Source organism: Alkalibacter mobilis (assembly GCF_015594845.1).
Classification (GTDB): Bacteria; Bacillota; Clostridia; order Eubacteriales; family Alkalibacteraceae; genus Alkalibacter; species Alkalibacter mobilis.
In genome coordinates this window covers 1-21,364 of record NZ_JADNRK010000002.1, presented here as the reverse complement: position 1 = coordinate 21,364, position 21,364 = coordinate 1, and the positions used below count along the sequence as shown (strand labels likewise).

Sequence of the window (21,364 nt, the reverse complement as noted above, 5' to 3'; positions counted from 1 at the left end):
AAATCAATCAATCTCCTTTAAGAAATTTTCAATTCTGTCCAGACCTTTTGCAATTTCTTCCATTGAAGTTGCGTATGATATCCTAACAAAATTGTCAGCACCAAAAGCTATTCCGGGAACCAATGCTACCATCTCATTGTCAAGTATCAAATTTGCAAAATCCATTGAACTTTGAATGGTTGTTCCTCTGTATTTTTTTCCGTATACTCCTGAAATATTTATAAAGACATAGAAGGCGCCTTTAGGGTATATATAACTAAGTTCTGTTATTTTATCCAGTCTTTCTATGCAGTACTTTCTTCTTTTATCGTATTCCGCTATCATGTTATTTATACAGTCTTGTGGACAAGTTAAAGCTGCAATGCCTGCATACTGCGTTATTGATGAAGGATGTGAAACTGCATGACCCTGAATAGTACCCATGGCTTTGATTACCTCAGATGAGGCAGCAGTGTACCCCAGTCGCCAACCGGTCATTGCATGGGATTTGCTCATACCGTTAACTACGATAGTCAACTTTTTGATATCTTCATTCAATGATGCAATGCTTATATGTTTTTCTTCATCGTATACAAGCTTTTCATATATTTCATCAGAAATTACATAGATCTGATGTTTAACTGCTATATCGGCAATAGCTTTAAGTTCATCCAGAGTGTACACTGCTCCTACCGGATTGGATGGTGAATTCAAATAAACGGCTTTGGTTTTATCTGTTATTGCTTTTTCCAAAGTACTGGCAGTCATTTTAAAATCATTTTTTTCTTCTGTGTCTACAAAAATCGGAATCCCACCAGCGATCCTTACTATTTCCGGATAACTGACCCAGTAAGGAACAGGTACAATAACTTCATCACCCGGGTTCAATATGCTTTGAAAAGCAGTTGATAAACTGTGCTTAGCTCCACTATTTACAATTATTTGCTCTGGTGAATAATCCAGATCGTTGTCTTTTTTTAATTTTTCGCTGATAAGTTTTCTTAATTCCAGAACACCAACCGCTGGAGTATATTTTGTATGTCCGTCTTTGATTGCTTGTATTGCTGCTTCCTTTATAAATTCAGGCGTATCAAAATCTGGTTCACCAGCGCCAAATCCTATTACATCTTTGCCTGATTTTACCATTTCCTTTGCCTTTGCTGTTATTGCTAGTGTTATTGAAGGTTTTGTTTCTGAAACTCTGTCTGAAATCATTTTTTTCATCGTTTTCCCTCCGGATAAAATTAGTTTGCTACTTTAATATAACTTCTCTTTAATATTTTCAAGATAATAATAGGGAAGTTTTACTGAACCAATGGTCGTATATTTTGTTTCTTCATGGAAATCAGAACCTCCACTAACCAACAGACCATGATCTTTAGCCAGATTATATAGATATATTTTGTCTTCCTGGGTATGTTTGCTATGATAGACTTCCAATCCATCTGGGTTTAAAGAGATCAGTTCATTTAAAATCAATTTATTTCTGATAAGCGCAGGATGAGCTATTATTGAGACACCACCGTATTTTCTTATTTCTGAAATTGCATCTAAAACCGGCAATTTCGTTTTTTCAACATAACAGCTTTTACCTCGGCTTAAGTATTTTTCAAAAGCCTCTTCAAATGTTCCAACAATTCCTTTTTTTATCAATTCTTTTGCAAAATGAGGCCTGCCGATGCTTTCACTGTTGATTACCATTTCTTCAACTGGCATTGCAATGCCATGATTTTTGAATCTGTCACTGATCTTGTAGGCTCTTTCTATTCTGCCTTGTTTCAATTTGTACAAAAAAGGCTTGAAAATATGCGAGACATCTTCCTTGAAATAGCCAAGCAGATGAATATCCTGATCTTCAAAGGAACAACTCAATTCTATTCCCATCAAAACTTCAATGCCATATGAAGCTGAAAGCTTGAACGCCCGAGATGATCCTTCGAAGGTGTCATGATCAGTTACTGCGATGGCTCTTAAATTTTTTTTCTTGCTGTCTGTCAAAATCTCTTCAGGTGTTAAAACTCCATCTGAAAAACAAGAGTGAATATGCAAATCCGCATAATTATTCATATTTCACCTTCAAATCTTAAATATTATAACACAGGATTACTGATAATGTAAAAAAGTATGAGGTATTTTATAGAAATTTCAATTAGTTTTCAATCATATACTTTGATGAAAGCATTTATGTATGTGCATTGCCCTGTGGACTCATTAAATTCGACTATTAACCCGTCGATTTGTTTTTTGCCTTCTGCAATCTCATATTTAACTGGGCGTTTAGTCAAAAATCCTTTTAAGATTATGTCTTTGTCTATACCGATGACTCCATCTAACGGTCCTGTCATGCCCACATCGGTTATATATCCGGTATAATCGTCCAAAATTCTAAAATCAGATGTCTGGACATGAGTATGAGTTCCGAAAACAAGAGAAAGTCTATTAGCTGAATAATAACCCATGGCCAATTTTTCAGATGTGGTTTCAGCATGAAAATCCAGGATTTTAATTTTTACCTGTTTTGGAATTTCTTCAAGTATCCTATCGAGTTTTTTAAACGGACAATCTAGACTTTTTAAAAAAGACAATCCTGATAAATTTATGACCGCCACTGGTGTGTCATTTAATTCAACAATTGTAAAACCTTTGCCAGGGCAAGGATCTGGATAATTGGCCGGCCTAATTATATTACTGTAATCATCTATATAATTTTCAGTTTCTTTTTTATCCCATACATGGTTGCCGGTCGTGATTACATCTACACCCGCATCAATAAACTCTTTTGCATGTTTCTCAATGATACCCAGGCCTGCCGTAGCGTTTTCACCGTTAACTATAACCATATCCGCATTAAATTCCTGCTTTAAGTCATTAAGAAAATTTTTTATAGCCGTGCGTCCGGGTCTTCCGACGATATCACCTAAAATTAAAACTCTCATTTGATTCTCCCTTGCTTTTAATGGTATTTTTGAATTGAACTTGAATTTCAATTTATACTGTTCATAGTATACCACAAAACTAACTCAAATTAATTTTGGCATTAAAAAAAGGAGATGAAAATCTCCTTATTTTGCATATTCTATTGCTCGTGTTTCTCTAATCACATTAACCTTGATCTGTCCGGGATAATCCATTTCATTTTGGATCTTATCAGCAATTTCTCTGGCAACATGTACCATTTCCACGTCGTCTATTTTATCGGCCTTAACCATGATCCTGACTTCTCTTCCTGCTTGAATAGCAAAAGTTTTTTCTATACCATCGAATGAATTTGCTATCTCTTCAAGTTTTTCCAGTCTCTTGATGTAAGAAACCAATGTTTCTCTTCTTGCTCCCGGTCTTGCTGCTGATATTGCATCTGCAGCTTGAACCAAGATTGCTTCAACTGATTTAGCTTCCACATCTCCGTGGTGAGCTTCAACAGCATGAATAACCTGGCTTGACTCTTTGTATTTCTTAAGTATATCCACACCAATATCGATGTGAGGTCCTTCTACTTCATGATCTACAGCTTTTCCTATGTCATGAAGCAAGCCTGCACGTTTGGCGATTTTTGAATTTGCTCCGATCTCATCAGCCATTATTGCCGCAAGATGGGCAACTTCTATGGAATGTTTTAGAACATTTTGCCCATAACTTGTACGGAATCTTAAACGTCCCAGAAGTTTGATGATCTCAGGATGCAACCCGTGTATCCCTGTGTCAAAACTTGCCTGTTCACCATCTTCTTTAATTTGCTGCTCTACTTCTTTTTTAGCCTTCTCAACCATTTCTTCAATTCTGGCTGGATGGATCCTACCGTCAATAATCAGTTTTTCCAAGGCGATTCTGGCTACTTCTCTTCTTATTGGATCGAATCCTGATAGAATTACAGCTTCAGGAGTATCATCAATAATTAAATCGATACCTGTAAGTGTTTCCAGGGTCCGGATGTTTCTTCCTTCCCTGCCTATAATTCTTCCTTTCATCTCATCGTTAGGAAGATTTACCACAGATACAGTAGTTTCGGCTACATGATCAGCAGCAGTCTTTTGTATTGCGTAAGAAAGAATTTCTCTTGCTTTCTTATCAGCCTCATCTTTGGCATTTCCTTCAATCTGCTTGATCAACATTGCAGATTCTCTTCTGATTTTTTTCTCAACATCACTCAACAATATTTGTTTAGCTTCTTCGAATGTCAGTCCTGAAATCCTTTCGAGTTCAAATTGTTCTTTTTCGATCATGGAATCCAGTTCATTTTCTTTCTTCTTCAATTCATTGATTTTATTGTTTAAGTTATCTTCCTTGCTTTGGACCTGTTCGCTTCTTTTATCGATACTTTCTTCACGCTGGATAAGTCTTCTTTCCATACGTTGAATTTCGTTTCGTCGTTCGCGATTTTCTTTTTCTACTTCCATTCTAGTATTGTGTGCTTCTTCTTTTGCATTGAAAAGCATCTCTTTAGATTGAGTGTCCGCATCTTTCAATGCATCTTCAACAATTTTTTTTGCAGTTTCTTCAGCACTCTGTATCTTGCTTTCAGCGATATTTTTTCTGTAAAAATATCCTGCAATAAAAGCGATCAATGTGAAACCAACAATAACAAGAATGATGTAATTTCCTAATGCCTCGATCAAATGTCTACACCTCCTTTATTATGTTATTGAATTTTAATAATCTGTTTCACTTTTCGATGGTATCTCCATAATCAATTAATGGACAGGATTTAACCTGTAAGTAACAATATAATTTTATACGTTTTTCTTTTTAGTGTCAAGTTTATAAAAGTTGTATCAAGTTAAATTTATACAAAAAAGACCTTTTTCAAGGTCTTTTTTTTCATTCAACATCTTCTGTTTCTGGTGATCTTTTTACTAAATTGTAATGTTCTCTTATTTTCAATTCGATTTCTCTACATATTTCGGGATTTTCCTTGAGGTATTGCTTCGCATTTTCCCTACCTTGGCCAATTTTTTCATCATTGTATGAATACCATGCACCAGCTTTATTAATTATATTTACATTGCTTCCCACGTCAAGAATGTCACCTTCGCGTGAAATTCCCTGGCCGTACATTATGTCAAATTCGGCAAGTTTGAATGGAGGAGCAAGTTTGTTTTTTACGACTTTTACCCTGGTCCTGTTTCCAATCATTTCCTGTCCTTGCTTTAGGATGTCTATTTTTCTGACATCCAATCTTACAGATGAATAAAACTTAAGTGCCCTTCCACCTGGAGTCGTTTCAGGGCTTCCAAACATTACCCCCACTTTCTCTCTCAATTGATTGATAAATATGGCTGTAGTTTTTGATTTATTGATAGATCCAGTCAATTTTCTCAGAGCTTGAGACATAAGTCGCGCCTGAAGACCTACGTGAGTGTCACCCATTTCACCTTCGATCTCAGCCCTTGGTACCAAGGCGGCAACGGAATCTACAACAACGATATCGACAGCTCCACTTCTGACCAAAGCCTCGCATATTTCCAAAGCCTGCTCTCCTGTATCTGGTTGAGAAACTATCAAATTATCGATATCTACTCCTAAAGCTTTTGCATAGACAGGGTCAAGTGCATGTTCGGCATCGATGAAGGCCGCATTGCCTCCGTTCTTTTGTGCTTCAGCTATGACATGTAAAGCCACTGTTGTTTTACCTGACGACTCAGGTCCATATATTTCTACGACTCTTCCTCGAGGAATTCCTCCAATCCCGAGTGCGATATCCAATCCAATTGATGTTGTTGAAATTGCAGGTATGTTTTGATTTGCTGATTGTTCCCCCAATTTCATAATGGAACCCTTGCCAAATTGTTTTTCAATTTGTGCGAGAGCCATTTGAAGTGCTTTGTCTTTTTCCATCATGTTTGCCCGATAAAATCGGTTCACATCCTTTCAATAAGCAATAGAACATATGTTCTATTGCCATTATACTCTAAAAGTTGGCATCAAGTCAATCTTTTAAAAGAGTTTTTCTAATAAGATTCAGTGCTATATTTGCGGTCTTAAGTTGTATTCTCTGTCGGTCACCGCTAAGAAGTCTTTCAACTATTTCAATTTTACCATTAAAGGCTATTCCTACGTATACAAGTCCCACTGGTTTGTCATCGGTACCGCCATCCGGGCCGGCTATTCCTGTTGTTGCCACAGCAATGTCCGTATTGTTGTTTTTCAAGAGACCTTCAAGCATTTCTGCAGCGCATTCTCTGCTTACAGCGCCAAATGACTCCAAAGTGTTTTTGCTTACTCCAAGATAATTGATTTTAGACTCATTTGAATAACATACAATAGAACTATGTAGAGATTTTGAAATTCCCGGAATCTCGGTAAGTTTTGAAGAGATCAGGCCTCCGGTACAAGATTCGGCCAAAGATATCGTTTTGCCAGATTCAATGAGTAATCTTGCAGTATATTCGTTCAGGGATATGTCTTCCTTGGCATAGATGTTGTCTCCCAATCTTTTGACGATTATTTCATCTGTTTTCCGCAACAGTTCTCTGGCCTCATCCTCAGTTTTTGCATTTGCAGTGACTCTCAACATAACTTCGTCCGGTTTTGCATACGTCGCTATAGTTGGATTTGTTTGATTGTCAATAATATCCAAAAGCATGTCTTCGAGGGCAGATTCTCCTATACCGGAAACTTTGTAATATTGAGAATAAAATTTATCAAGGCTTTTTCCCTGCAGGTAAGGCATGACAAAATCTCTGAACATTGGAATCAATTCACGTGGCGGACCAGGTAAAAGAATTATGATTTTATTGTCTTTTTCGATCAAGACGCCTGGCGCCGTTCCATTTTCATTTGGTATTATGTGGGAACCCACAGGCATGTACGCCTGTTTAAGATTATTTGATGTCATTTTGGCTGAAAGTTTATTGAAAAAGGCAGCCATTTTTTCATAGCTTTCCGAATGCATTTCCATATCAAGACCCATAAGTTTGGCTACAGTTTCTTTTGTCAAATCATCCTGCGTTGGTCCCAATCCACCCGTCAAAACTATCAAGTCGGATCTTTCTACAGAATTTTTCAAGATCTCCATTAGTCTGTCTGGATTGTCACCAACCGTTGTTTGGAAATAAATACTAACTCCTGCCATGGAAAGTTCTTTACTTATATATTGCGCATTCGTATTTAAAATATCTCCAATGAGTATTTCCGTTCCTACATTTATGATTTCACCTTTCATATAGTACCTCTCATGACAATTGATTAAAAACTTTTTTATTTAATCTGAAATAGTCAAATCCTGATATTATTGTAAATATTACTGCCAAATACATAGCCAGCTGACCAAAAGGGAAGTTGATCATCTCAAAAGGCCAGTTTCCGAAAAGCAATGCAACGATAGCTATCATCTGTGTTATCGTCTTTATCTTTCCCCAATTGCTTGCTGCTATTACTATTCCATCCGAAGCTGCAAGCACTCGCAGTCCAGTGACGGCAAATTCTCTAGCAATGATCACTATGGCCACCCATGAAGAAATATCACCTGTTTCAACAAGACAGATCAATGCTGAACTGACCAATAGTTTGTCGGCCAAAGGATCCATAAATTTTCCGAAAGTGGTAATTAAATTATATTTTCTGGCGATATGACCGTCAAGCAGATCTGTAAATGAAGCAACTACAAAGATAGCTCCTCCAATCAATTGCCCAAGCTTGAATTCGGACAGAAAGAAGAAAATGAAAAATGGTATCATGATTATTCTTAATACGGTGAGCTTATTTGGTAAATTCATCATTTAACACTCCAATCAAATCAAAATCTGTTGAGTCTGTAATTACAATTCGAACGATAGATCCTATCGGGGGTTTGATATCAGATGAAACGTAAATCAAACCATCGATTTCTGGTGCATCCATCCATGTTCTTCCTGAAAAACCTTCTTCGGTATACTCTTCAACTATCGCATCAATTGTTTTTCCAATTTGTAAAGATAGTCTCCTTTCAGAAATGGGTCTTTGAACCTCCATGGCTGAAAATTGCCTGTATTTTTTAGTTTCATCGTCGATTTGCCCGTCCATGTTTGCCGCAGGAGTATCTTCTTCCCTTGAATATTCAAACACTCCCAACTTATCGATTTGAAGCTCTTCTATGGATCTTAACATTTCCTGGTGATCTTCATCTGACTCTCCCGGAAAACCTGCAATCATTGTAGACCTTATGATCATATCTGGAATTTCTTTTCTTAAAGTACTGAAAAGATCGAAAATTTTTCTCTTGTCGGTCCGTCTGCCCATTCTTTTAAGTATTTTATCCTCGGTATGCTGGATGGGTATGTCAAGGTAATGAAGTATTTTTTTTGAATTTTTTATGGTTTGAATCAATTTGTGGTCGATATTTTCAGGATAAGCGTACATCAGCCTTACCCACTCTAGCCCCTCGATCAAATCGATATCTTCTAAAAGTTTGTGCAATATCCTCTTTCCGTATAGATCGTAACCGTACATCGTAGTATCCTGAGCTATAAGTATGATTTCTTTCGTCCCATTATCAGCTAAAGTTCTAACTTCGTTTAAAATATTTTCCGGTTTTCTGCTTCTGTATTTGCCCCGCAATTTAGGAATAATACAATAGGTGCAATGATTGTCACAACCTTCGGATATCTTGACATACGCCGTATGAGCAGGTGTGCTGATATTCCGCGGCAAATCTTCGTCAAATTCCACATCGATATTACCGAAATGCATCACTTTATTACCGGTTTCTTCGATTTCCTGAATAGTTTCAGCGATTCTCGCAAAATTTCCGGTGCCTATGATCCCATCTAATTCAGGAATAGACTCCATCAAATCATCGTGATACCTTTCGCTTAAACAACCAGTGGCAATAAGACCTTTTAAATTCCCGGTTTTTTTGAACTCGGCCATCTCCAAGATAGCGTCAATGGATTCTTCTTTTGCAGATTCGATAAACCCACAGGTATTGACTATTATATAATCTGCATCTTCACAGTTCTCTATTATTTTATATGACTTTTTATCCAAAAGTCCTGCCATTATTTCGGAATCAACTAAATTTTTTGAACAACCTAGTGAAACCATTGCAATTTTTGCAGCCATTATATCACCTTTCTTATTTTACTTCTTCATCAAATTTGCCAAATTCATTTTTGTCTATAAGAACTTTTCTTGGTTTGCTTCCATCAGGACCTGAGATTATTCCTCTCTCTTCCATTTCGTCTATGATTCTTCCTGCCCTTGAATAACCAAGACGCAATTTTCTTTGAAGCTGAGAGGTTGACACCGTTCCATTCTCCACTGCAATTTCTATTGCTTTGGGAAGCATGTCATCCTCAAAATCCTCAGACAAAGGATTTTTATTTTCTTTAATTTCTTCGATTACTTGATCGTTATATTGAGGTTGAGCATCGGTCTTAACATGATTAACCACATTTTCCACTTCTTTGTCTGATATGAACGTACCTTGTATTCTTACTGGCTTCGGCTCTCCCGTAGGATAATAAAGCATATCTCCCCTACCCAGCAGTTTTTCCGCACCACCCATATCCAGGATCGTCCTTGAATCCATCATTGATGAGACTGCAAAAGAAATTCTGGATGGAATGTTTGCTTTTATCAGACCTGTGATTACATCAACGGAAGGCCTTTGCGTTGCCAATACTAGATGTATGCCAGCAGCCCTTGCCAACTGAGCCAGCCTGCATATGGCGTTTTCAACTTCCCTGGGAGAAACCATCATTAAATCCGCCAATTCATCAATGATAATGACGATTCTGGGCATTGGCTTTTCACCTTTTTCCTTAGCTACTTCATTATATCTGATTATGTCTCTTACCCCGGCGTCTTTAAAAGCCTGATATCTTTCCGTCATTTCCTTGATTCCCCAATTCAATGCACCAGCGGCATGTTTGGGATCAGTTACTACAGGAATCAAAAGATGAGGAATCCCATTGTAGTTGTTGAGTTCCACCATTTTGGGATCGATCAGTATCAACTTCACTTCTTCCGGAGTAGCTTTGTAGAGAATGCTTATCAATATGCTGTTGATGCAAACGCTTTTACCTGATCCTGTCGCGCCTGCAATCAGGAGGTGGGGCATTTTGGATATATCAGCCATAACGGCACTGCCTGACAATTTTTTTCCAAGGGCAAAAGCAATTTTGCTTTTGTGATTTCTAAAAACACTACTTTCTATGATTTCTCTTATATGAACTATATCCGAGTCCTTGTTTGGAACTTCAATTCCAATAGCCGCCTTTCCCGGGATAGGTGCTTCAATCCTTACATCTGAGGTTGCAAGACTCAATGCCAGATCATTAGAAAGATTAACTATCTTACTTACCTTTACTCCAGGTTCAGGGTGTAATTCAAATCTTGTGACGGTAGGCCCTACGGAAACCTCTGATACTTTTGCTTTAACACCAAAGTCCCCTAAAGTTTTTTCCAACAACCTAGCTCTGTTCATGACTTCTTTTCTATTTCTTGGATTGCCGTCCGCAGAGCTGTTCTCCAAAAGGTTTAAAGGCGGAAATGAATATGCAACGGGTTCAACATTGCTTTTTATTCTGTCTTCAATTTCCTTTTCTTCTTTTTCTATATCATTTTTATTTATTTTGGACATTGCCCTTGTTTTTGGTTCCAAGTTTCGGCTTTCTTGAACAGTTGTGTCGTCGGTCTTGATTTCTTCATGTTTGGATGCTTTAAGTCCCGCTGAACGAATTTCAGAATAGTCCAATATCTTTATGTTGTCGATTTCCTTGTCTTTTATTTCAGTTTTCTTATCATACTTGACTTTTTCCTGTTTTTCGGCAACTTGTTTGAAAGTTTTCATTGGACTGGCATCTTTTATCTTTCGTTTTCCACTTTTGAGATATTCCTGGATCGATTTTTTAGTTGTCAAGACAATGGTGATCAACGCCATCAATATCATCAGTATTATCGTTCCTGTGAGAGAGAATAACTTCACAGAGACCGTAGATAAAAAAGATCCCAGAATTCCTCCGCCAATTTGTGGTGAATGTTCAAATTCGAAAATTTCTTTGGAAAACAACTTTTCAGCTACCTGACCATCCACAAGTGAAAACAACATTGACAAAAGCAACAAGGATATGATGACTGCAGCCAAAACTCTTTTGTTGTTCGTACTATTTTTGCTGAAAATAATCAAAATACCCAATAAAATCAATATAATCGACAAGAAATAAGATGTTCGTCCAAAAATCACCGAAATAAAACTGCGCATGAAATTTCCCAATGCACCCGCATCTTCAGATGATAAGTAATAAAGCATGTAGATTCCATAAAAAACTATGGAAAGGGCTATGGTGTCTTTTATAATTATGGCTCTTGCTGAGTCATTTGTTTTTCTATTTGTTTTTGTCGTAGTTTTTTTTCGTTGTCCGGCCACGAATAACCTCACATCCAATCTAAAAGCTTCTAGCTTCTAATTTATAAAAAACAGGTTGACCAACAGTATCGCTGAGACTGTCCAACAATAATACGAAAAATAATGAAGTTTTCCGTTTTTAACCAAGCGTACCAGTAGTTTGATGGCAAAAATTCCGAAAGCAACAGAGGCTAAAAACGAAAAGAACAATACTACAGGTTCCATCCCCAATTTTTCCAATGACATTATATCCTTGGATTTCAAGACGACAGCACCCAATACTGCAGGTATGGATATCAAAAAAGAAAATTCTGTAGCTTCTTCTTTTCTTAATCCCGAGACCAGACCGCCAAAAATAGTTGAACCCGATCTGGAGATTCCCGGAGTGATTGCCATAGTCTGAAAAAGTCCTATAAGAAAGCCTTTTCCAAGTGATAATTTTTCTATGTGTTGGGTATTGTTCCTACCCATTTTTTCTCCCAACATCATCAAAATTCCAGTTAGGATCAAAGTGAATGCCACGACTTCAACTGTAGAAAAGAATTCTTCAAATACGTCTTCCAACATCAAACCAATTACAGCGGTTGGTATGCTGGCCATTATAATGAGAATTATATATTTTCTATATTTGCTTTTGTATACACACAAGGATTTTTCCTTAAACAAATCACCAATCATGGCAAAAAATTCTATTATCATATTTAATACCGATTTTCTATAAACTACAAAAATTGCAATTAAAGTTCCCAAGTGCAATAATACATTCAGTGCCAGATTGCCCTCGGTGATACCCATAAAATGTTGTGCAATAACCAAATGCCCGGAGCTGCTGACCGGTAAAAATTCTGTCAATCCCTGCAGGATACCTAAAAATATCGCGTCTATTATATTCATTTCTTCCTCCATCTGATTTAAAATGTATCATATTATATCACAGAAAGTTTAATTGTATATTATCGGTTGCCTTTAAATCTGTCATGCAAACTAACAATAGCATCTTGTGCTTGATCGGAACCAACGAGAATCGATATGGTCGTGTGAGAATCCGAAGTTTGCAATACGTCTACCTTGTTGTTTAAAGCCGTAATAGCTTTGGCCATAATTCCTGGCACACCTTTTATTTTACTGCCGATAAGAGTTATCTTGGTACATTCGTCCTTGATTTTATAGCTGACATTCATACTTTCCAATGCTGAAATCATGTTGCTTTTATCTTCTTCAGCTATGATGAAGAGACTGTGATCGACAAAAATATTTATCATGTCGATGCTTATATTGCGATGAGCTATTACTTCCAGAACATTTTTATGTTCTTTATCCATTGGCAACTCGACTTGGACCTTCCCGTGTTCATGGGTTATTGCTGTTATCAAATCAGTTGAATCAGGTATCTGTCCACTTATCAGTGTTCCTATATTTTCTTTGTACTTTCTCGTATTTAGAACTTTTAGAGAAAGATTGTGATCTCTTGCATATTCAACCGCTCTGGGATGAATCACTTTGCCTCCGTATTCTGCCAGTTGGAAAACTTCCCCATAATCGATTGATTCTATAAGTATTGCATTTGCGACTACTTTGGGGTCAGCACTCATTACTCCGTCAACATCCGTAAAAATATTGATTTCTTTGGCGCCCAGTGCTCCACCCAACGCTACTGCACTGATATCGCTGCCGCCTCTTCCAAGAGTAGTGATGTCCCCTTTGGCTGTATATCCTTGGAAACCAGTAACCACGGGAGTTATTCCCTGCTTCAGCAGATTTAAAATTCTTACGGGATCTATAGATATGATACTACTGCTTCCGAACTGATCATCAGTCAAAATACCCGCTTGCCCACCTGTAAGTGCCTCTGCTTTGATACCTTTATATTTTAAATGAGCTGCGACAACAGATGCTGAAATTATTTCACCGCAAGCAATACACATGTCCGTTTCTCTGTCCCCCGGAGTTTTAAATGGCATCAATTTTAAAAGTGAATCAGTCGAATAAGGCTCACCTTCCCTACCCATTGCACTTACAACTATAACACATTCGTAATTTTTGGATTTTGCAATTTGTAGATTTTCCACAATAACATCCCTTAAGTCAGGTGAGTTAACTGAAGTCCCGCCGTATTTCTGTACTAAAATATCCATTATCCCAAACCCTTCCAAAATTAAAGATTTCCTGAATGCCCGAATCCTCCGGAGCCTCTGTGTGTTTCATCCAAATTTTCCACGAGTTCGAACTCAGCACTTACATACCTTTTAACTACCATTTGACAAATTCTTTCTCCTGGTTTTATTTCATATTTTTCTTTTCCAAAATTTATCAAAGGCACTTTTATTTCTCCTCTGTAATCAGAATCGATAGTTCCTACTCCATTTATCATAGTAATGCCGTATTTGCTCGAAAGGCCGCTTCGTGCTCGAATTTGCACTTCAAATCCTATGGGCAATTCAATGAAAATCCCGGTGGGTATTAATTTGATCTCCATGGGATTCAATAAAATTTTTTCGTCCGTATCTGCATAGAGATCCAGACCTGCAGCACCTTCCGTTGCATACTTCGGAAGAGGATTTTTCGATTTGTTAACTATTTTCACTTTACACTTTTCCATAATTCCCTCCAATATTTCACATATTAAATTATATAGAAAATAGTCTTCTACTTCAAATAAATATGAAAAATAATACAACGCAAGAACAGTGTGTTTACGCACTGTTCTATCACATAAAAAAACATAAACCACTAGGGTTTATGCAGTTTATAAGGCTTGTTGTATCATTTTTTACTCTGGTTTGGGTAAAGTGGCTTTTCTTGAAAGGTTTATTCGTCCTTGTTTGTCTATTTCGACTACTTTAACGGTGATTTCATCGCCTACATTTACAACATCTTCAACCTTGTTTACTCTTTCATGAGCAAGCTTGGATATGTGGACCATACCTTCTTTTCCGCCGCCTATTTCAACAAAGGCACCGAAGTTCATGATTCTGGTTACTTTTCCTGTGATGATTTCTCCTACTTCCACTTCTTTTACAATGCCCTCGATGATTTTCTTGGCTTTTTCAGCTGATTCAAGATCTGTCGAAGCAATGAATACTTTTCCTTCGTCATTGATATCGATCTTGACACCCGTCTCGTCAATAATTTTGTTAATTACTTTTCCACCTGCTCCTATTACCTCACGGATTTTGTCAGGGTGAATCGACATGCTTATGATCCTTGGTGCATATGGCGACATTTCAGATTTGGGTTCACTTATGACTTCATTCATTTTATCCAAAATGAAAAGTCTTCCTACTCTCGCTTTTTCAAGAGCATCAGTTAGTATGTTTTCATCGATACCGTCTATTTTTATATCCATTTGTATTGCAGTGATACCTTCTTTGGTGCCGGCTACTTTAAAATCCATATCTCCAAGGAAATCTTCCATACCTTGAATATCTGAAAGAACGGCTACTTTTTCTCCCTCTTTTATCAAACCCATGGCAATTCCTGCAACAGGTGCTTTTATAGGCACACCGGCATCCATCAACGCCAGGGAACTTCCACAAACACTGGCTTGAGAAGTCGATCCGTTTGAACTTATAACTTCAGATACAACTCTGATAGCATAAGGAAAAGCCTCTTCTGATGGTATAACCGGCAAAAGAGCTCTTTCAGCCAATGCACCGTGACCAATTTCTCGACGGCCAGGACCTCTCATAGGTCTAGCCTCACCTACGCTGAAAGGTGGAAAGTTGTAATGATGCATATATCTCTTGCTTTCTTCTTCATCAGTAAAACCGTCAATTATCTGTACATCACCCATTGCTCCCAAGGTCAAGGCAGAAACAACCTGAGTCTGGCCTCTTGTAAACATGCCTGATCCGTGTACTCTGTCCAAAAGACCGATTTTCGATGAAATAGGTCTTATTTCGTCAGTTTTTCTATTGTCAGGTCTGATGCCTTGTTCAACGATCATCAGTCTGACCTGTTCTTTTAAAAGACTGTAACAAACTTCCTTGATATCTTTTATGTTCTCGGGATACTTTTCTGCAAATGTATCTTCTACTAAAGCATTTACTTCCTCGATTTTTTCTGTGCGGAGGTTTTTGTCTTCAGTCTGTATAGCTTCAAAGTATTTTGCAGTTGCAAATTCTCGGATTTCCTGATTAATTTCTTCAACCGGTTTAAAAGGTGTAAAATTCATTTTTTCTTTAGGAAGCTCTGCTGCTATCATTTCCACAAATGCAACAATCTTTTTAATTTCTTCGTGAGCGAATAGTATAGCTTTCAGCATTACGTCTTCGCTGACTTCATTACTTCCGGCTTCAACCATCATTATGGCATCCTTTGTTCCGGATACCACTAAGTGCATATCACTGATTTCCTGCTGTGCTGCAGATGGATTTACGATGTATTCGCCATCGATCAATCCAATTATCACCGACCCTGTAGGGCCCTGAAAAGGTATGTCGGATATTGATAAAGCTATTGAAGATCCTATCATAGCCACAACTTCAGGTGCATTGTCTTGACTTATGGACATGGCAGTAGCCACTACCTGTACATCATTTCTAAATCCCTTGGGAAAAAGTGGTCTCAATGGTCTATCCATTAGCCTGCAAGTCAGAATCGCTCTTTCCGAAGGTCTTCCTTCTCTTTTTATGAATCCACCCGGTATTTTGCCCACTGCATATCTTTTTTCTTCGTAATCACAACTCAACGGGAAAAAATCGATACCTTCCCTCGGTGATTTTGAAGCACATGCAGTTACGAGCATATTAGTCTGTCCGTATCTTAAAAATACAGAACCATTTGCCAATTCAGCCATTTCTCCAATTTCAGCTATAAGATCTCTGCCACCCAATTCCATTTTAAATGTCTTAAGCATTTTATTCCTCCTTAAAATAATATATCAAAGGTCGCTACTACTGACGACCTGATTGCATCGACGCCCTCTACATAAAAATACAAGGCGGATCGCTCCGCCTTTGATTATTTTCGAAGATTTAATTGTTCCAAGATTTCTCTGTACTTTGCGATGTCTTTACGCTTTAAATAGTTTAACAATCCTCTTCTTTGTCCTACCATTTTCAGAAGTCCTCTTCTTGAATGGTGATCTTTTTTATGAACTTTAAAGTGCTCTGTAAGTTCATTGATCCTTTTGGTTAAAAGTGCGATTTGAACTTCTGCTGAACCAGTGTCCTTCTCACTTTTTTTAAATTGCTCGATGATTTCTGCTTTTTGTTGTTTTTCTAAACCCATTTTTATTCCTCCTAATTTTTGAATCCCCATTATCACAGTGTACCGCCGGAGATTCGGTTCACCAAGACAAAGGTTATCTAACAAAAGGATTATACCAATATAAGCGACAAATTGCAAATTTATTTTTAGATCGTCCCTTTAACGTTAAAGCTCTTTTGTGTATAATAAACTTGTAAGCGGAAGGAGATTTACTATGATAACAAAAGATGAATTTGTTCGCTACATTGATTATGCCGTGCTGAAACCAGAATCAACAGATGATTTTATTATCAACGAATGCAAATTTGCTTTGGACGCGAATGTGATAAATTTTTGTGTTCACTCAAATAAGGTAAGCCTGATAAAGCCTTTACTGGAAGGAAGCACTACGCTTTTAGGGGCTGTGGCCGGTTTCCCGACAGGCGCCCATACCCCGTATATAAAAGGTCTTGAGGCTGAAGAAGCTGCTGATCACGGAGCTCAAGAAATCGATATGGTAATGAATATAGGCGCTCTCAAGTCACGTAATCATGCTTTGGTCAAGGAAGACATTGAAACTGTCGTCAGAGCATCCGGTGTGCTTGTAAAGGTCATTCTTGAAACCGCATATCTAACAGAAGAAGAAATAATAATGGCTTGCAGGATTTCAGAAGATGCAGGTGCTTCATATGTCAAGTCATCAACCGGTTTTGCTCATGAAGGAGCTAAATTAGAAAAATTAAATATCATGAAAAAAGCTGTGAGTGACAAGATGAAATTAAAAGCATCCGGCGGTATTTCTGATTTAAAAACCGCCCTTACATTCATTGAATCAGGTTGTAGCCGAATTGGAACAAGCAGATTATCAAGCATTTTAAAGGAATTTGATTGATTTATAGTTGAGAAGCAGTTCTTTTGGCAAAAAGAGCTGCATTCTCAACTTCTTCTATCGACGGGTGTCCCATTCCGAAAAAAAGAAAGCTGCCCTTGCAAATGTACTCATTTTTAAATACATTTATGCCATTTTTTTCCAAGGTTTTCCTTACCTCATCTTGGCCTTGCTTGTTGCTCATGCAAGAAGTCACTAAAACAGCATTCACTATTTTATTATTGGTCAATTCTGAAGCAAATTGGACTATCTCGGGAGAACACTTCCCACCATATATTCCTCCGACTAAAAACAGCAGATCCGTTTCTTCAAGTTGCAATTCTGGCTTAATGCTTTTAGGTGTAACGTTTAACTCCTTACCGATTGCCTCTGCAATTTTTCTTGAATGACCGGTTTTTGAATAAAAGACTACGTTGGTTTTCAATTTCAATCCTTCTCTCTTAAATATTATATGATTTTATTAAAAATTTTTCTTGAATTAAATCATATCAAATTTCGGACTTTAGTCTTCGTGCTTTTTTGCGATCACGCTGATCCAACTTTCCTCTCTTCTTTCAGTTCTTTGGTCGGTTGAAATAATTAGTTCTACAATTTTCAACTGATTGCAGCTATCCAATAACTCAACAATCAAAGATTTTGACATGTTGGTAAATGCTCTGCCACTATCTTCGTGGTCATCCTCTCCAAGTTTGAACGACATGAAAAATACGCCATTTTTTTTTAATAGCGAAGTGTACTTATCAATTATGGATTTTAGTTTTGACCTTGGAACGTGCAACAGGCTTGAACAAGCCCAAAGCCCGTCGAACTCCATATTTGAGGTGTAGTCATTAAAAGATGCCACTTGAACTCTGTCATGCAAAAAAATTTTGCAGTGTTCCACCATGGCAATAGATCCGTCGTGAGCCCAAACATCGAAACCTCTCTTTTTAAACCACATGCTATCTCTTCCGGAACCGCATCCTATGTCAAGAACCGTTCCACCCTGGTCGATGTAGCCTGCAAATTTATTCAGCAGTTCATCCATTTTCAAACCAGCAGTCGATATAATATATTCTTTAGCATTTTTGTTGTAGTATTCTATTGAATCCATGGATTCCCCTTTAACGTCGCAAAAATTATTGTAATATATTTTCATCTACAAATATTATATCCAAATGGCATAAGAAAAACAATAACCTGCAAGCTGCACGATTTACTTGATAAACTATTTAATGTAAATTTGATAGGATCATGCCATTTCTTGGGCAAATTCATATATATACTTGCGATTGCAAAAATTCTTCATTTATTTTTGATTAACATGGGTTTCCTTTTCTTAATTTTTTCATACTATATATAGAAAGAGTAATCTTTGAAATAAATGCATGCTTGAACGCTTTAAAATAAAACCATCAACAATATGATTATCAAAATAAACACAAGGCAACCACATCCATTCCCTCTCTTGTGTTTTGATAATTTTTCATCTCCAAAAATTTCATTCATTATATAAATTCCAGGTGCACCTTTGTTATTGTCCATCATTTTTTCTCCTTAAAATATCAATAAATGAATTAATTTGACATATCCAAGTAAATTCTTCATGTCAACCATGAAATTTCCCTGTAAAATTTTCGACCATAATTTTAAAAACGGATACACCATCCAGCATTTTATCATCGATCATAAAATTTAAGCCTGTTTGATGTTTCATCAATGAAGATAATGCAGTTTTTTTCTCTTCCACATCAACTATAAATGAAGCTTTACCAAAACCTACACAACTCTTAAATGAAAACGAATGTTGGCAAGCCGTATCTGCTTTGACTAAAGCATGTTCGCAATCCATTTCGAAACATACGTGGTTCTCTTTTTCCAAAGCAGAAATTTTTCTTCCTTCCCTGGCACTATGAAAGAAAAGGATCAATTTATCATCTTTATATTGGTAACCAAAATTCATAGGTACGATATAAAGACCATCACTATCCTGCATTGCAATCCTACAAATTTTGCACTGATCAATGATTTGTAACAATTCGGATATTTCAAATACTTCTCTATCTTTTCTTCTCATACAGTTCACTCACCTCAAATTATCTTATGGCAAATATAGTCGGTTTAAAATTCATTAATTGCTTAACGACTTAATCTTCAACCCTTGTACATTTGCAAGCTACTCAATTTACTTCTACGCGCATTACTTATTTTCCATTATTGGAACTTATCATTTAAAATAGCCTACCACTTACATATTACCAGAAATCTTAAAATTAATGTTGATTTTAAATTTAAACCAAATTCAGAATGAACTATCTTTTGGACCACCGTCTGCTTGGCAAATGATTTCAAATAAAAAAACCGCACTATGCGGTTGATTTTTATTTGGCGGAGAAGGACTGTTGCCTCCCATATCCCAAAAAAAAGCCATATATTATATAGAAGGTTTTGTAATTTTAGATTTTCAGTTAGAACCTTTGTCATACGTATTTCTACTCTCTGCCTCTTTATTAAATTTTCAGATTGTTTCCCCAAATTTAAACTATAAGTTGAACGCTAAGTTCAGTGATTCTGAATAAGAATATATTACAAAACAACTCAACTGATTATCGCTGTATAATACCAAGAGTCATCCTGAAATATGTACAAAGTATGTACTATATTTCCCTCGATATTTGAATAAACATTGATAGGTTCTGCGTCATTATTAAAACATTCTGCATTATACCCATTCTGTATTTTGTCAGATATTATTTTAGAACTCTTAATAGTTAATTTAGACTCAGGAAACATCGTGATCACATCTTCCCATTTGCTTTCAGTCGGTTTATCTGAGTAAACAACATCCAATATCTGATTTTTTGAAACTATCAAACGACTATTCAATCGAAACGTATTTATACTTGTCATTTCCGATACAGGTTGGTCAACCACTAAGGTTTCATCTGTTTTCATATTATATGCCGCTACAATAGGTCCCATAAAACTATCAGGTGTTACTGCATAGATGAAAAACCATGACTCTACTTGCTCACCCACGAGCTGAAATCCAGTTGTATAAGCTTCTTCATCAATTCTTCGTCCTTCATCTTCTTCAATCATTTCTAATACCTTATGCGTTAAATCTTCTGAGTCTTTAATCCGTTCTAATGATTCAATATTATCAAGTTGTTCTAACTGGCTTTTCTTTTCTTCTGAAATGACAGTTGTACTTGTCCCAATTAAAGTGATTTCGTCTTTAACAGAGTATGTTAGATAAGAAATTTCATCACCGTCAACCTTTAGGAATGTAACAACATAAACTGGCATCTTATCTTCAAAAGACTCCATATTTTGATAAGCATATTTTCCGCTGGAATAAATCAAAGATTCATTTTCATTCTCGAGTACTATATTAACCGCATCGAATAATGTTCCTATGGAATTTTTGGGAGAACATGATGCAAATAGCAATAGACTCATTAGACACATGAAATATAATAATGCCAATTTTATTTTCTTCATGATTAAACTCCTCCTCTTACATCAATGATGTAATAATTTACTTTAAAAAACCGGTGAATAAACATTAGTACTTGTTTAACTATTAAAACACAATCACCAAAATGCCATTTCACAAAATGAAATTGTTAATTAAAAAATTGGTTCCTCGATAGTATATGTTGCATATGATGAGCTGTTTTTCAAATTAAAAGTTAAAGTATAACCTTGATGCATTGCTCCTTCCGCAATATAGAACCACCCTTTCAAAGTACTTTTAGCAGGCAAGCTTGATGTTTCATACTGCCTATAACTAATAAAATAGCGTACACATTTAGAGAGTAAAAATCTCCATCAACTTCCTTCGTATATGTCTCTACCGGACTTTTACTGATATTTAGTGCATCTAAACTCTCACCATTATCAATTTTAGCTTTTAAAGCTTCAATGTTTGAATTTGATAGAGCTTCAACCTCTGGAAATACACTCTGGAATTTTTCTAGATTCTTATAAAAAATATCTTG

The 21,364-nt window shown here is 36.7% G+C and carries 21 protein-coding genes; 1 reads left to right on the top strand and 20 read right to left on the bottom strand.

Going from position 1 to position 21,364, the window contains the following annotated elements:
* Positions 1 to 3 precede the first annotated feature (3 nt).
* The 14 genes from IWB18_RS01100 to rpsO form a co-directional block, all read right to left on the bottom strand.
* Complete coding sequence (locus tag IWB18_RS01100) at positions 4 to 1,203, bottom strand: pyridoxal phosphate-dependent aminotransferase (protein WP_225877731.1); 1,200 nt, start codon at positions 1,201 to 1,203, stop codon at positions 4 to 6.
* Positions 1,204 to 1,236: 33 nt separating this feature from the next.
* Complete coding sequence (locus IWB18_RS01095; protein WP_195681745.1) at positions 1,237 to 2,046, bottom strand: PHP domain-containing protein; 810 nt, start codon at positions 2,044 to 2,046, stop codon at positions 1,237 to 1,239.
* A gap of 89 nt (positions 2,047 to 2,135) precedes the next feature.
* Positions 2,136 to 2,915, bottom strand: a complete 780-nt coding sequence (locus IWB18_RS01090; RefSeq protein WP_195681744.1) for a TIGR00282 family metallophosphoesterase — start codon at positions 2,913 to 2,915, stop codon at positions 2,136 to 2,138.
* 126 nt (positions 2,916 to 3,041) lie between these two features.
* The gene (rny, locus tag IWB18_RS01085; protein WP_408626543.1) at positions 3,042 to 4,589 is read right to left on the bottom strand and encodes a ribonuclease Y; all 1,548 of its coding nucleotides are present in this window, start codon (positions 4,587 to 4,589) and stop codon (positions 3,042 to 3,044) included.
* A 205-nt stretch (positions 4,590 to 4,794) separates the two neighbouring features.
* On the bottom strand, positions 4,795 to 5,814 hold the full coding sequence (gene recA / locus IWB18_RS01080) for a recombinase RecA (RefSeq protein ID WP_195681743.1): 1,020 nt from the start codon (positions 5,812 to 5,814) through the stop codon (positions 4,795 to 4,797).
* A gap of 88 nt (positions 5,815 to 5,902) precedes the next feature.
* Complete coding sequence (locus IWB18_RS01075) at positions 5,903 to 7,138, bottom strand: competence/damage-inducible protein A (RefSeq protein WP_195681742.1); 1,236 nt, start codon at positions 7,136 to 7,138, stop codon at positions 5,903 to 5,905.
* Between the two features lie 10 nt (positions 7,139 to 7,148).
* Positions 7,149 to 7,691 (bottom strand): CDP-diacylglycerol--glycerol-3-phosphate 3-phosphatidyltransferase, encoded by a 543-nt coding sequence (gene pgsA, locus IWB18_RS01070; RefSeq protein WP_195681741.1) that lies wholly within the window; start codon positions 7,689 to 7,691, stop codon positions 7,149 to 7,151.
* Complete coding sequence (gene rimO, locus IWB18_RS01065) at positions 7,675 to 9,015, bottom strand: 30S ribosomal protein S12 methylthiotransferase RimO (protein WP_195681740.1); 1,341 nt, start codon at positions 9,013 to 9,015, stop codon at positions 7,675 to 7,677. The genes pgsA and rimO overlap by 17 nt, the downstream gene beginning before the upstream one ends.
* A gap of 13 nt (positions 9,016 to 9,028) precedes the next feature.
* Positions 9,029 to 11,323: an FtsK/SpoIIIE family DNA translocase gene (locus IWB18_RS01060; protein ID WP_332310642.1), complete on the bottom strand. Its 2,295-nt coding sequence runs from the start codon at positions 11,321 to 11,323 to the stop codon at positions 9,029 to 9,031.
* A 36-nt stretch (positions 11,324 to 11,359) separates the two neighbouring features.
* Positions 11,360 to 12,196, bottom strand: a complete 837-nt coding sequence (locus tag IWB18_RS01055; protein ID WP_195681739.1) for an undecaprenyl-diphosphate phosphatase — start codon at positions 12,194 to 12,196, stop codon at positions 11,360 to 11,362.
* 59 nt (positions 12,197 to 12,255) lie between these two features.
* Positions 12,256 to 13,437 carry an aspartate kinase gene (locus IWB18_RS01050; protein WP_195681738.1) on the bottom strand — a complete coding sequence of 394 codons (1,182 nt, stop codon included), beginning with the start codon at positions 13,435 to 13,437 and terminating at the stop codon, positions 12,256 to 12,258.
* Positions 13,438 to 13,457: 20 nt separating this feature from the next.
* Positions 13,458 to 13,901: a dUTP diphosphatase gene (gene dut / locus IWB18_RS01045; protein WP_195681737.1), complete on the bottom strand. Its 444-nt coding sequence runs from the start codon at positions 13,899 to 13,901 to the stop codon at positions 13,458 to 13,460.
* Between the two features lie 171 nt (positions 13,902 to 14,072).
* A complete protein-coding gene (locus IWB18_RS01040; RefSeq protein ID WP_195681736.1) occupies positions 14,073 to 16,160 on the bottom strand; it encodes a polyribonucleotide nucleotidyltransferase in 2,088 nt (695 codons plus the stop codon).
* A gap of 104 nt (positions 16,161 to 16,264) precedes the next feature.
* Positions 16,265 to 16,534: a 30S ribosomal protein S15 gene (gene rpsO / locus IWB18_RS01035; RefSeq protein ID WP_195681735.1), complete on the bottom strand. Its 270-nt coding sequence runs from the start codon at positions 16,532 to 16,534 to the stop codon at positions 16,265 to 16,267.
* Between the two features lie 193 nt (positions 16,535 to 16,727).
* On the opposite strand from rpsO, the gene deoC reads away from it, so the two are divergent.
* The gene (deoC, locus tag IWB18_RS01030) at positions 16,728 to 17,384 is read left to right on the top strand and encodes a deoxyribose-phosphate aldolase (RefSeq protein WP_207740712.1); all 657 of its coding nucleotides are present in this window, start codon (positions 16,728 to 16,730) and stop codon (positions 17,382 to 17,384) included.
* Between the two features lies 1 nt (position 17,385).
* Here deoC and IWB18_RS01025 read toward each other — a convergent pair whose 3' ends face one another.
* The 6 genes from IWB18_RS01025 to IWB18_RS01000 form a co-directional block, all read right to left on the bottom strand.
* Positions 17,386 to 17,805 (bottom strand): flavodoxin domain-containing protein, encoded by a 420-nt coding sequence (locus IWB18_RS01025; RefSeq protein WP_195681734.1) that lies wholly within the window; start codon positions 17,803 to 17,805, stop codon positions 17,386 to 17,388.
* A 78-nt stretch (positions 17,806 to 17,883) separates the two neighbouring features.
* Positions 17,884 to 18,474: a class I SAM-dependent methyltransferase gene (locus tag IWB18_RS01020; protein ID WP_195681733.1), complete on the bottom strand. Its 591-nt coding sequence runs from the start codon at positions 18,472 to 18,474 to the stop codon at positions 17,884 to 17,886.
* A 287-nt stretch (positions 18,475 to 18,761) separates the two neighbouring features.
* Positions 18,762 to 18,905 (bottom strand): hypothetical protein, encoded by a 144-nt coding sequence (locus tag IWB18_RS01015; RefSeq protein ID WP_195681732.1) that lies wholly within the window; start codon positions 18,903 to 18,905, stop codon positions 18,762 to 18,764.
* A gap of 64 nt (positions 18,906 to 18,969) precedes the next feature.
* Positions 18,970 to 19,437, bottom strand: a complete 468-nt coding sequence (locus IWB18_RS01010; protein WP_195681731.1) for a pyridoxamine 5'-phosphate oxidase family protein — start codon at positions 19,435 to 19,437, stop codon at positions 18,970 to 18,972.
* A gap of 521 nt (positions 19,438 to 19,958) precedes the next feature.
* Positions 19,959 to 20,864 (bottom strand): hypothetical protein, encoded by a 906-nt coding sequence (locus IWB18_RS01005; protein WP_195681730.1) that lies wholly within the window; start codon positions 20,862 to 20,864, stop codon positions 19,959 to 19,961.
* Between the two features lie 242 nt (positions 20,865 to 21,106).
* Positions 21,107 to 21,364: hypothetical protein (locus IWB18_RS01000; RefSeq protein ID WP_195681729.1), on the bottom strand; the 258-nt coding region annotated here is incomplete at its 5' end.